Below are 12849 nucleotides of genomic sequence, written 5' to 3' on the forward strand. Positions count from 1 at the left end.
AAAGCGAAATCAGGAGCCGAAGCGTGCCCACTGCAAACTTCAATCCCAGGGTCGATGCATACCTCGCGAAGGTGCGTCCCTTCGCGCTGCCCATCATGGAGTATCTACGCGAGCTCATCCACAAAGGCTGCCCCGGCGTCGAAGAGTCCATCAAGTGGAGCCGTCCCTTCTTCGAGTACCGCGGAGCCATCCTCTGCAACCTCTCCGCCTTCAAAGAGCACTGCAGCTTCGGCTTCTGGGGTGAAGAGATCGGCGCCGTCCTGCGCGAGGCTGGAGTGGTCCAGGAGGGCGGCATGGGCTCGCTCGGCCGCATCACCAACATCAAGGATCTACCGTCCCGCAAGCAGATGCTCGGCCTAATCCGTCAGGCTGCAGCCTTCATCGACTCCGGCGAATACACCAGCCCCATTGCAGCCAGGCGCAAGGTCGTCAAGCCCCCAAAGCTCCCGGTCGAGGCCCCTTCAGAGCTCCTCGCGGCCCTCAAGAAGAGTAAAAAAGCCGCAGCCGTCTTTGCCGCCTTCAGTCCAAGCTGCAAGCGCGAGTACATTGACTGGATCGCCGACGCAAAACGACAGGAGACACGCGAGAAACGCATCGCCACCGCCGTCGAATGGATCGCCGAGGGCAAACAGCGCAACTGGAAATATCAGGTTTGCTGAAGCTCTTCGCCTTCGCGTCTGAAATCCTCACATAGCTCCAGGAAAGTTAGCATCATCGAAAGTATTTTCTGTCACTGCCAATTTGCGCAGGCTCCTCGCTTCACGGAAGCGATAGACTTGCAGCGATGTCTTCCTTACCCAGGCCTGCCATTACGGACCATGATCGGATGCTGTCGCCCGCTCCGAAAAATGCGCCACTCGACGCCGCTCTCTTCAGACGCAAACTCAGCACCTGGTATCGCGCCCATGCGCGAGTGCTTCCCTGGCGCAACGTCACCGACCCCTATCGCACCTGGCTCTCCGAGGTCATGCTGCAGCAGACCCGCGTCGCCGCCGTCATCGAGCACTACCAGCACTTTCTCCGCCGCTTCCCCACCATCCTCGCTCTTGCCCTCGCGCCCGAGGCTGAAGTCCTCGCGTCCTGGTCGGGCCTGGGCTACTATCGCCGCGCACGCATGCTCCACAAGGCCGCAAAGTTCGTCACCGAGGAGCTCGGCGGAGCACTCCCCAGCACCTCGGTAGAGCTCCGCACCCTCCCCGGTATCGGCGAGTACACCAGTGCCGCCATCGCCAGCATTGCCTTCGGAGAAAGCATCGCCGTGGTGGACGGCAACGTAGAGCGCGTGCTGCTGCGCCTCACCGGCAGGCCCGAGAAGAGAGACGCCTCCGGCCGCGCCTTCGTCCAGCAGCAGGCCTCCGCGCTTGTGCCCAACCGCCGCATCAGCAAGCGCGCCAACGCAGCAGGCGATCACAATCAGGCCATGATGGAGCTCGGCGCGACCATCTGCCTGCCCAAGGCGCCTCTCTGTCTCAACTGTCCCGTCTATTCCATGTGCAGAACGCGCGGCGAGCATCTTACTCCGCCACGCAAGGTTCAGCTCAGCCGTCCCGCCGCTTACCTGCTTAGCCTGCGAAAGCGCGGCACCAACACCGAGGTTCTGTTGCAGCTCCGTACCGAAGACGCGAGCCTCATGCCAGGCATGTACGAGCTGCCTCCTCTGCCGCAGGACTCCGTCCAGGGCCGCGAACCTATGCTCCGCCTCCGCCACGCCATCACCAACACAAACTACTATGTGCAGGTCTATGCGCCCAGTGGCCCCCAGGACCGAGGTCTGCGCCGCTCCGTTCCCGCGGCAAAAAACGATCTGCATTGGATCCAGACCAACCGTCTCGCCACCAGGCCGCTGACCGGATTGACCCGCAAGGTTCTTCAACGGCTCGGTGTGATGACAGTCCATCTGCCAAAGCTGCCGGCAACGAAAACCCCCTCGCATCCAGCATGAGGGAACAAACTTGAAGCGCAATCTTTAGAGCACAACCCTGAGCTCGCAATCCTTCGATCAATACGCAAAAGAGCAATGCCGCTAACGACCTAGTGCATCTGGGGTGAGACCTTTTTGCTGCTGGCCGCGTTAGGCAAAATTGCTCCCGGAACTCCGCGAACCTTCCCGTTCCCTGCATTTGCCGACCGTGTACCGCTCCCCAACTGCATCAGCAGAGGATGTTGCAGCGTTACGATCACCGCAGTGGCCGCTGTTTTGCTAGCGCACACGTAGCTATGGATCGTACTCGCGTCGAAGTAGATCGCGTCTCCAGCCTCTACGTGGTGGGTCATCTCGCCATGCCGAACGTCCAGCGCCCCCGATAGCAGGTACAAAAACTCACATCCCACATGTTGGTGCGCCCGCGGCGAGCGGCCCTCTTTCTCCGGAAGAAACTCCGCGAAGTAAGGGTCAAGCTGGCGGTCAGGAACCAGGTAGCCCAGACTTTCGAAGAAGTAGGCCGGGTCATCCGCGCCAGTCTGCGGCAGTCTTACCCGCTCACTCCGGCGATGTACGCGGAACAAGGTCTGCGGCTCCGGATCGAAGAAGTAGCTCAGATCCTTCGAGAACACCATTGCGATGCGCGCTAGGTTGCGCAGCGTCGGCACCACGCGGCCCGTCTCCAGCTGCGACAGAAAACTGGCCGACAACCCAGTATGACGCCCAAGCTCAACCAGACCCATCGACTTCTTCAGCCGAAGGTGCTTGATGCGTTCTCCAATTCGCTTCTCCGCAATAAAAGACTCCGCAGCTTCGCCATCTACCTGTAGATGTCGTACGTCAACTGCCGGATTGGCATCGCCACCCGGAATAAAACGTTCGGTTTGGTCGGAAATCTCTGCTGTGGCCAGTGTGGTGGGGGATAAGATAGTTTTGCTCATAAGTTTTATTCGCTACGCCAACAGACGTTGAAACCGGATCAAAAGATGTACGCATCCAGATAATTTTTGGATTGGGTAATGATTGTTTTGTCGCCATCTTTCAAAACACCGAAGACGGGGATGCCAAAATTCGGCACAGAACATAAGGTCGGGAACTCGCTGTCTTCCGCCTCTGCCCGAAACAGGAAGCCTGAACCTCTTGCCCTATGATGAACAAAGACCAATGAAGTTCCTGCTCATCCCCTGCCATCCGCAAATCCGGCGATGGCTGATCCTCGGCTCCGCTGCGTTGCCGGTCCTATTGGCCGCAGGGTGCGCCAGTCCCGGACCGCCTCGCCCTCCCTCCCTCAATCTCCCTGAACCCGTCAAAGACATCGCTGCAGAGCGGATCGGAGACCGGGTAGTGCTTCATTGGACGACACCCGAGAAGACCACCGACCGCGTCGCCATCAAAGGTGCTGTCACGGCAGAGATCTGTCGCGTTGCAGCCCCGCCTTCACCGCAGACACCCTCTGTAACTCCAACCTGTGCCGCGGTGAAGCGGCTCCCGGTACAGGCAGGACCAGGCCACGCAGAAGACGTTCTACCCTCATCGCTTACCGTCGATCCGCCTTCGCTCCTGGGGTACCGGGTGCAGCTCTTCAACGGAAGCGGCCGTTCGGCAGGACTCTCCAACGAGACCTATGTAGCCTCCGGCGCGGCCCCGCCGTCGGTCGAGCAGCTTCGCGCAACTGCCATCCGCAAGGGCATTCAGCTTGAGTGGCAGCGCAAGGACACCTCCTTCCCGGTGCAGCTTGACCGCCTTCTCGTGACCTCCGACGGCTCCCCGGCAAATCCTCAGAAAAACAAACCAGCCTCTCCGCCCGCTACAAAGCCATCCCCACACAGCAGATTCGGAAAGACCCCGCCTCCCTCCCCGGACCAATTGGCCAAGCCGAAGTCCAATTCGACGATCTCATCCCCACCCTCGGATGTGGTGAAGCTTGAGACCCCGACCCAGGCCTCCGACGCCGGCGGCACCATCGATCTCAGTACCCATAACGGCGAAAGCTACCGCTACACCGCGCGCCGGGTTCGCACAATCTCTCTTCAGGGCCACACTCTTCTGCTCCGCAGCGAAACCTCCCCGCCCATCACCGTCGCCATGCTCGATACCTTCCCGCCCGGCATCCCCACAGGACTTGAAGCTGTACCCGGCGGAGCAACCGCATCGGACCGATCCATCGATCTCTCCTGGAACCCGGACACAGACCCTGATCTCGAGGGGTATAGTGTGTATCGTCAGGAAATCTCCTCAACCGGCCAAGTCGCGGGACCAGCGATCCGCCTGAACTCCACCCCGATCGTCGGCCCTGCCTACCGCGATCAAACCGCAGCTCCCGGCCATCGCTACGCCTATCGCATCACCGCGGTCGATACCTCAGGGAACGAGAGCGCCCCAGGCGCCAGCGTGCAGGAAACTCTAAGGGAGCAATAAAGCATGCGTTACTGCAAGTATCTGTCGTCTGAGAACGACACCTTCCTGCCCCGCTATGCGCTGGTCGAGAAGCGTCAGGGAGCCCTCTGGGCCACACTCCCCATGCAGGCTCCGCAGGAAGACCTGAACACCCGTATTCTCGGTGGCGTCCCCATCCCTACCCTCGCAGTCGACTTCGAGCCCACCCTCCTCGACGACCTGCATCTTCTCCCGCCGGTCACGCCCTCGAAGATCGTCTGCGTCGGCCGCAACTACCGCGATCACGCTACAGAGCTGGGCAACGACGTCCCCACCGAGCCGCTTCTCTTCCTCAAGCCTCCCTCCTCCCTCCTCGGTCCCAGGGGTACCATCCGCATGCCCGCCATCTCCCACCGTGTTGATTACGAGGGGGAATTAGGCATCGTCATCGGTCGCCGCTGCTACAAGATCGGTCCCGACGAAGACGTAAGACCCTATATTCGCGGCTACGTCTGCGTCAACGACGTCACCGCTCGTGACATCCAGAAGTCCGACAGCCAGTGGACCCGTGGCAAAGGATTCGACACCTTCTGCCCCGTCGGCCCCTTCGTCTCCGACGAGATCGACCCCTGCGGATTCGAATCGAAGACGGCCGCCCCAGTCACCGTTACCACCCGTCTCAACGGTGTGATCAAGCAGCAGGGCAGCACCCGCGACTTCATCTTCTCCATCCCCGAACTCCTCCGTTACATCACCGGCACCATGACCCTCGAACCCGGCGACCTGATCCCTACAGGAACTCCTGCAGGAGTAGGAGCCGTTCAGCCCGGTGACAGCATCCAAGTTGAAATAGACGGTCTGGGCATCTTGGAAAATCAATTTGCCGCCGGTTAACATTCGCGGCCACAACGGGACAACGCAATCCCTCAGAGCTTGATAAAATCTGTACTAGCAGCCAAGGAGAAAGAATATGGCATCGTTACTCGAACAGCTTCGTGGATACACCACAGTCGTCTCTGATAGCGGAGACTTTAACGCCATCCAACAGTTCCGTCCGCAGGACGCCACCACGAATCCATCGCTGATCGCCGCTGCAGCAGAAATGCCCGGATACCAGACCGTCGTCGATGACGTGCTGAAGCAGGTGCGCAAAGACGCAGGCTCCGGCGCCTCCGACAAGGACATCGCCGCGCTGGCCTTCCGGCCTCTTGAAGTTGCCTTCGGCCTCAAGATCCTCAACATCATTCCTGGTCGCGTCTCCACCGAAGTCGACGCCCGCCTCTCCTACGACACGGAAAAGTCCGTCGAAGAAGCGCATGCCATCATCGCCCTCTACGACAAGGCCGGCATCTCGCGCGACCGCGTCCTCATCAAGCTCGCCTCCACTTGGGAGGGCATCCGCGCCGCCGAGATCCTCGAGAAGGAAGGTATCCACTGCAACATGACTCTGCTCTTCGGTCTTCATCAGGCCGTCGCCGCCGCAGAGGCTCATGCCACCCTCATCTCTCCCTTCGTCGGTCGCATTCTGGACTGGTACAAGAAAGACACCGGTAAGGACTACGCCCCCGCAGACGATCCCGGCGTTCACTCCGTCACCACCATCTACAACTACTACAAGAAATTCGGCTACAAGACCGTCGTCATGGGCGCAAGCTTCCGCAACATCGGTGAGATCACCGAGCTTGCCGGTTGCGATCTCCTCACCATCGCGCCGAAGCTGCTGACCGAGCTTGAGTCGACTCAGGGCGACCTGCCGCGCAAGCTCGACCCTGCCAACTCCCAGAAGCTGGATATAAAGAAGATCCCAATGGACAAAGCTACCTTCGAGAAGATGCATGCCGAGGACCGCATGGCCCACGACAAGCTGAAGGAAGGCATCGACGGCTTCTCCAAAGCCATCGTTGATCTTGAAGTGCTCCTCACCAAGCGCCTCAGCGAGATCACCGAGCCGGCAACCGCCGCTCACTAAACAACACCCTGAAACATGAGGAAAGGGCAGAGGCTAAATCAGCCTCTGCCCTTTTTCAATTCAATCGCTGCTCAATCAGCGAATCGCCGAAACATTACTTCGCCTGCCCGCGACCGCAGCCATGTGCGAGTCCACCACCGCAGCCGTCAGCCCGGACACACCCTTTGAAGCCTGCGCCCCCGGCCTGTGCTTCAGCGCATACATCCTCTGGTCGGCCACGCGCAGCAACCGAATCGAGTCCTCTGCATCATCCGGGTAAACCGCCATCCCAACGCTGGCTGTCACGACCATCATCTTTCCATCCATCACAATCGGTCGCTCCATCGCTCTCCGCACCGTATCCGCAAAGTGGTTCAGTGAGCGCTCCTGCTCCATATCCGTCGCCACGATGATGAACTCATCGCCGCCCAGCCGTGCCAGCGTATCCGACGCCCTTACGCCCTTGCGCAGGTTCGAGGAGATCTCCCGCAGCACCTGGTCGCCTGCCTGGTGGCCCATCGTATCGTTGATCCTCTTGAAGCCGTCCAAGTCAAGAATGATCAGCGCCACTCTGCTTCGCGTGCGATCCGCGCGTTCAATCGCCGTCGTCAGCCTATCGGCAAACAACCTCCGGTTCGGCAGCCCCGTCAGCTCGTCATGCAGCGCCAGCCACTCATTGCTCGAAATCTGCTCCTCTAGCATCACCAGGATCATGCCGATCGAGATCAACCACTTCTGCATATTCCATATGTGCGACGCGATATCCGCATACGCGCGATACTGCACGATCCACGGATGCAGCAGCAGGCACAGCGACCAGATCGTAAATCCAGTCACAATCGCCAGTCTGCCTGTGCTCCCTCTCGGCAGTCTTCGCTGAAAGTTCATCGCAGCCGTCGCATACACGCAGCATAGGCTCCAGTACACCGCAGACCTGAAGTCCGCGAGATGGATCAGATAGCCCATCGCCATCCACCCGCACACGTGCGCCAGCGCCAGCTGCCAGTTCCGGCGCAGATACAGCGACGTGCACACGCCAATCACCATCCCCGCAGCCATGCAGGGGAAGTACGCAAGCCCCGTATTCAGGTGCAGCCCATAGATCGTGCAGATTGCCATCAAAGGCAAAGTATTCAGAGAAAGAAAAAGAAGCCGCGAGCGCGTAGAGACCGGGTGAACTCCTGAAGCCCACACAAAGATCATGCCCGTCAGCAGATAGCAATCCATCACAATCACATGCAGAATCTTCTGTGGCGGTCCACCCTGCGCATAGAACGTATGCGCAACCGCCTCCACCAGGGTAAAGAAAAGACCCAGCAACCATAGATCGGCGCGCTCCTGCGGATGCCGCTGACGCAGCAGCATCAGAATGACGATCAGGATCATCAACGCTAAAAGATCAGGAAGGAAGGCAAAGTTCATCAGAACCCAGGCATCTTCGCAATTTGGATTGACCTCCATCAGAGGTCCCGCGAGATGCGTTTCTAACCAGTCGGTGACGCAACGCAAATGGTCACCGTGAAACCTGAAACAAAGCAAGAGATCCAACGAGCGGCATCAGCAGCGACGAACAGGGCCGATCGCAAAGCCAGCAATAAAGTAGGACAGTCAGCACGAGAACTCAGCGAACCTTCATGCTGTGGCGCGATGCCGTTGTCTCGCAAACTCTTCTCAAAGACAGCGGTAACGTTCAGAGCAAATCAGTGACCCTCCCGCAAGGGTCAAACGCTCATCCTTCGACTTCGCGGGGGCCGTGACAACTCATCGTTATCAAACGCATTTTGAAGCAAACCGTTGCACAATTATGCGGTAGTTCCTGGGAAATCAAACATAAAAATCTGTAACACCAAGGGGACATACTCCTGCACAATCACAGTGTTTTTCCTCCAATGACTCCTTAACTCAGCACAGCCACCGGATACGCGACATCGGCCGGCTATCTTTCACTAAGACCCCGGTTTGGCGCAACAGTTGCCACGCCACACAGTAGTGAAAGACGTCAGCCAACCGTTACAGGAAAAATCCTTTTGGAAGCATTGACTTCCAAAGAAATGGGGAGTCGATTCTCATCCCCGCAGGCTGGTCTCAAGGAAGTAGCCCGCAAAAAATAAAGGCTGGACGATCGTCTCCAATCATCCAGCCTGGCTCCTCTCACTTCAACGTTTACCGATGACCTCCGCCACCCCCGCCGTGGAATCCCCCTCCGCCGCCACCCTGGAATCCACCGCCGCCATGGAACCCACCGCCTGACACGGCAGCTCCGTGAAAGCCACCTCGGCCTACCGACCCGCCGCGCAAGCCATACCCTCCACGATAACCACCACCACGCCCATAGAAGCCCCGGCCATACACAAACCCGCCACCATATAGGTAATACGGCGAGTAGAAGCCAAATCCAAAGGGGCTGAAGAACGGGCCGCCGCCGGGAATCCAGTCGTACCCATAAAGATCCGCGTCCCACGCCCAGCCGGGAGCAAACCCGCCGTACCCATAACCTGGGCCATAGTCGGCGTACTGCGATGCGAGATCGACATTTGCCTCGCCCAGGTAACGCGAACGCAGCTCACTCCAGCGATACAGATCATCCTCAGAGCGGTCTTTGTTGAAACCCACAGGCTTCACCGCCTCGCCCACCAGCGTAATTTGCTTGCCGCCCTTCACCTCCACTGGCTTCACGTTGCTCTGCAGATTGCTTCCCGGATACACCGCAGCCTTCCCGTCAAACGTCCGCACCGTATTCGCATCGGCGTTGAACTCGTACAGGCCGTTCTTCAGAATCTGTGTCTGGCCGCCCTTCTGGCCGATCAGGATCATGTTCTGCGGATAGAGCTGGTCTGCCTCGACCTCGGCGCGACCCTGCTCAATGCTGACCTCGGTATGGGTCAGGTCCGGTTTGATCATCTTCACCGTGCTGTTCTTATCCAGCCGCAGAAACACGCCCGGAGTCAGCAGTATCTCCGCCTTGCCATCCGCAGTCGCCAGATACTGCCCAGCCTCTATCTCCGCCTGGCCAACGGAACGCACCGTAACCTGCCGGCCATCGATGGAAGCTTGGCCTTCTACATAATTGAGTGTTCCCGGGCGGGCTGGGTTCGCGCCTTGCTGCTGTGCAAAGGCAGGCGTAAACAGAGTCGCCAGGGAGAGGAGAAGAATCGGTTTGAGCCCTGACATGTTCATAAAACCTCTGCTCATTTAGATGAGACAGAAGCGGAAACGTCACATTACGCTCAAATTGTGCCTGACCATTGAACCCAAGCTGGCTCAATAAGTTGCTGTCTCTGACTGACCTATTGCAAGCGCGAGACACGGCAGAGGCAAATGTCGAGAAAATAGTCCCTGAAGGGTCGGCGATCCTCGAAAACGGCCTCGAAACCGTATTGTAAAAAGTTTGTCAGTCGATCAGAAACAGATCCAGAACGTGGTTCTGCCCTAAAGCGGTTTACGGCAAGCCATCGCCATACTCTTCCACATGTAGGGAACTCGCCCTGCGCCTTCGAATCGAAGATCACGGAACCCCGCATCTTCAATAGCCTTGCCTAAGGTCTTGGCCGACCAGAACTTGATGTGGCCGTGGTCCCAAAGAACGGTAAAGTGGGTGTCCATGCGCCCAGTAACCGCCATCGCCAGGTTCTTCAGATAGCCGTGATACGGCGTTGTAATCACCATCATGCCGCCAGGCTTCAATACGCTGTACGCGGTTCGAAGAAAACCCTTGGGATCATAGAGATGTTCAATCACCTCGGTGCTGATCACCAGATCCACCAGACCTACCTGCTTGGTAAGATCTTCAGCCGATGTCTGAGAGTCGCCAAGAATGAAGTCGATATCGGGATAGTTCTTCCTGGCAATCTCGATCCCTGTGGTCGAGAAATCGGTTCCGTGTAGAACCCAGCCCCGGTCTCTGTAGAGCGACAGAAAACTTCCATTGCCGCAGCCCATGTCCAAAACCACGCTCTTGGCAGGAACTTTTTCGACAAACCGATCCACGACAGGCTTTAGATAGGAGTGACTGACTTCATGATTTGCAGCCGTGTACTCATAGCTGATTCCCAACTGCTCTTCGGTCTTCACGTCTACCTCGGCCCGTCATATCGACGCTGTCTTCAAATAACTTCGCATGTTCCTTGCTGCAGGACCAGGTATGCCCTGCCGTAAGGATCATCCCTGACCTTCGTCTCACTCTCCCACAGATAACACACTGACGCAGCCCTTTGACTTCTTTGTTGCGGAGCCAGCACCAGAACCGGATGAGACATACCGTGATCACATCACCCTCCTGATACAGCATCAGGATATCAAACGGTTAGCCTTACGCTCTTCTGTCACAATCTTCCCGCAGACACGGCAGAACCGTTCCCTTGCTTTATGTGCTCGCCGGTGCCTCTTCTCCTGCAAGCCGGACTTCCTCAAATAAAACAAAAAAAGCTGGCGCATTTTTACGCCAGCTTTTTCGTGCACTTCCAGCCACACAAATCACCACAACTTCACCACGTCCTACCATCCAGAACACCACGTTTGGAAACCACAAAAACGCGAAACCCCCTGCAAACACACCACTCCACCACAACAGAAAAAAGCTACAAAATATACCGCGAAAGATCCTGATCCTTCACAATCGAAGCGACCTGCTGCCGCACATACTCAGGATCGACCACGATCACCTTCTCTACGCCCGTAGCAGTCTGCCGCTCGATTACAGGCAGTGGCGGCGACGGCATCTGTGGCTCCGACGTAAGCGACGCAGACACAGGTACTTCGCCCACCACGCCCTCCTCCGTAATCTCCGCGCGCGGACTCTTGAACAGATCCGGGGCCTGGAAGCTGATCTCATCCAGCACCCGCTCCAGAATTGTATGCAGTCTTCGAGCCCCAATGTTTTCGGTAGTTTCGTTCACACGGAAAGCAAACTGCGCCATCTCTGCAATTGCTTCCTTCGTAAACTCCAGCTTCAATCCCTCGGTCTCCAGCAACGCCGTAGACTGCTTCACCAGCGAAGACTTCGGCTCCGTCAGAATGCGAATAAAGTCATTCACTGTCAGCGACTGCAGCTCCACGCGAATAGGAAAACGCCCCTGCAACTCAGGTATCAGATCGCTCGGCTTCGACACATGGAAAGCCCCAGCCGCAATGAACAAAATGTGATCCGTCGAGACCATCCCATACTTCGTACTGACCGTAGTCCCTTCAACGATCGGCAGAATATCCCGCTGCACACCCTCACGCGACACATCCGGCCCATGCCCACCCTCGCGCCCCGCGATCTTGTCGATCTCATCCAGAAACACGATTCCAGAGTCTTCCACCCGCTCCACCGCAAGCCGATTCACCTGATCCATATCGATCAACCGGCTCTCCTCCTCCTGCACCAGGTAGTCGAAAGCCTCTGCCACCTTCATCTTGCGCTTCTTCGTGCGCTGTCCAAACAGCCCCGGCAGCATGTCCTTCAGGTTGATGTCCATCTCCTCTGAACCTTGGTTGGAGATCACCTCGAAGCTTGGCTGATTGCGGTCGCGAACGTCCAACTCCACCATGCGTTCATCCAGCTTGCCCTCGCGAAACTGCTGCCGCAGCTTCTCTCTGGTCCTCTGTTCGCGATCCCCCGGCTTCTCCTCGGAATCATCCACAGCCACCGCCGCAGGAAGCTGAATCACATTGCTTCCTGGCTCCTGCGTGGCCGCTGCTGCGGTTGCAGCGGTCGTAGAAGCTGGCGACGGAGGCAGCAACAGATCGATCAGACGATCCTCCGCTGCGAGCTCCGCCTTGTCTTCCACCTCTTCCATCTTCTCCTCGCGAACCATGTCGATCGAGATCTCCACCAGATCACGCACAATCGACTCCACATCGCGCCCCACATAACCCACCTCGGTAAACTTCGAGGCCTCCACCTTCAGGAACGGCGAGTTCGTCAGCTTCGCCAGCCGCCGGGCAATCTCGGTCTTTCCCACCCCCGTAGGCCCGATCATGATGATGTTCTTCGGCATGATCTCATCGGCCAGCTCCGGAGGAAGCTTCTGCCTGCGCATTCGATTACGCAGCGCAATCGCCACGGCGCGCTTCGCTGCATGCTGTCCCACAACATACTTGTCCAACTCCGTCACGATCTCGCGCGGCGTCATCTCATCGAGCGCGAGCGCCTGATCTTCAGCGGTCCCAGGTAGAAAAATTGCCATCGTGCGGTACTCCTTATCGCATCTCGCTGCGACGAATCTTGTAGGTTCTACGAACGGTCGACGCTACTGGTTCTCTGGCGTCTCGGACTTCAGCTCTTCCACCGTCATCTGATCATTGGTGTAAATGCAGATCTGCCCGGCGATTCTTAGACTCTTCACCGCGATCTCACGGGCGCTTAAATCTGTATTCTCCATCAGCGCCCTCGCACTGGCTAGTGCGTAGCTGCCGCCAGACCCAATGGTCGCGATCCCTTCATCCGGATCGATCACGTCGCCCGTCCCTGACAGCAGAAACGTCTGCTTCGGATCTGCCACAATCAGCAGCGCCTCGAGCTGACGCAGCATCTTGTCCGTGCGCCAGTCTTTGGCCAGCTCTACCGCTGCACGGCCAAGATTTCCGGCATACTGCTCCAGCTTCACCTCAAACCGCGCAA

11 protein-coding genes are annotated in these 12849 nt (G+C 58.0%); 5 read left to right on the forward strand and 6 right to left on the reverse strand.

The genetic code is table 11. From position 1 onward, the window contains the following. Positions 1-23: 23 nt before the first annotated feature. A complete protein-coding gene (locus tag GSQ94_RS06190; RefSeq protein WP_254063689.1) occupies positions 24-659 on the forward strand; it encodes a YdeI/OmpD-associated family protein in 636 nt (211 codons plus the stop codon). Positions 660-784: 125 nt separating this feature from the next. Next, complete coding sequence (locus GSQ94_RS06195) at positions 785-1942, forward strand: A/G-specific adenine glycosylase (RefSeq protein WP_371417456.1); 1158 nt, start codon at positions 785-787, stop codon at positions 1940-1942. 89 nt (positions 1943-2031) lie between these two features. Here GSQ94_RS06195 and GSQ94_RS06200 read toward each other — a convergent pair whose 3' ends face one another. After that, positions 2032-2862 (reverse strand): helix-turn-helix domain-containing protein, encoded by an 831-nt coding sequence (locus tag GSQ94_RS06200; RefSeq protein WP_158942590.1) that lies wholly within the window; start codon positions 2860-2862, stop codon positions 2032-2034. A 223-nt stretch (positions 2863-3085) separates the two neighbouring features. Between GSQ94_RS06200 and GSQ94_RS06205 the strand changes: the two genes are divergently transcribed. The 3 genes from GSQ94_RS06205 to GSQ94_RS06215 all read left to right on the forward strand — a co-directional run bounded on the left by GSQ94_RS06205 (position 3086) and on the right by GSQ94_RS06215 (position 6266). After that, positions 3086-4339: a fibronectin type III domain-containing protein gene (locus tag GSQ94_RS06205; protein WP_158942592.1), complete on the forward strand. Its 1254-nt coding sequence runs from the start codon at positions 3086-3088 to the stop codon at positions 4337-4339. 3 nt (positions 4340-4342) lie between these two features. After that, a complete protein-coding gene (locus tag GSQ94_RS06210) occupies positions 4343-5191 on the forward strand; it encodes a fumarylacetoacetate hydrolase family protein (RefSeq protein WP_254063690.1) in 849 nt (282 codons plus the stop codon). A 76-nt stretch (positions 5192-5267) separates the two neighbouring features. After that, positions 5268-6266: a transaldolase gene (locus GSQ94_RS06215; RefSeq protein WP_158942594.1), complete on the forward strand. Its 999-nt coding sequence runs from the start codon at positions 5268-5270 to the stop codon at positions 6264-6266. 75 nt (positions 6267-6341) lie between these two features. Here GSQ94_RS06215 and GSQ94_RS06220 read toward each other — a convergent pair whose 3' ends face one another. The 5 genes from GSQ94_RS06220 to hslV form a co-directional block, all read right to left on the reverse strand. Further along, on the reverse strand, positions 6342-7667 hold the full coding sequence (locus GSQ94_RS06220) for a GGDEF domain-containing protein (RefSeq protein ID WP_158942596.1): 1326 nt from the start codon (positions 7665-7667) through the stop codon (positions 6342-6344). A 741-nt stretch (positions 7668-8408) separates the two neighbouring features. Continuing rightward, positions 8409-9422 (reverse strand): hypothetical protein, encoded by a 1014-nt coding sequence (locus GSQ94_RS06225; RefSeq protein WP_158942598.1) that lies wholly within the window; start codon positions 9420-9422, stop codon positions 8409-8411. Positions 9423-9674: 252 nt separating this feature from the next. Next, positions 9675-10316, reverse strand: a complete 642-nt coding sequence (locus GSQ94_RS06230) for a bifunctional 2-polyprenyl-6-hydroxyphenol methylase/3-demethylubiquinol 3-O-methyltransferase UbiG (protein WP_158942600.1) — start codon at positions 10314-10316, stop codon at positions 9675-9677. 506 nt (positions 10317-10822) lie between these two features. After that, on the reverse strand, positions 10823-12415 hold the full coding sequence (hslU, locus tag GSQ94_RS06235) for an ATP-dependent protease ATPase subunit HslU (RefSeq protein ID WP_158942602.1): 1593 nt from the start codon (positions 12413-12415) through the stop codon (positions 10823-10825). 63 nt (positions 12416-12478) lie between these two features. Beyond that, on the reverse strand, positions 12479-12849 hold a 371-nt coding region (hslV, locus tag GSQ94_RS06240), incomplete at its 5' end, for an ATP-dependent protease subunit HslV (protein ID WP_158942604.1).

Source organism: Granulicella sp. S190, from assembly GCF_009766095.1.
GTDB lineage: Bacteria > Acidobacteriota > Terriglobia > Terriglobales > Acidobacteriaceae > Edaphobacter.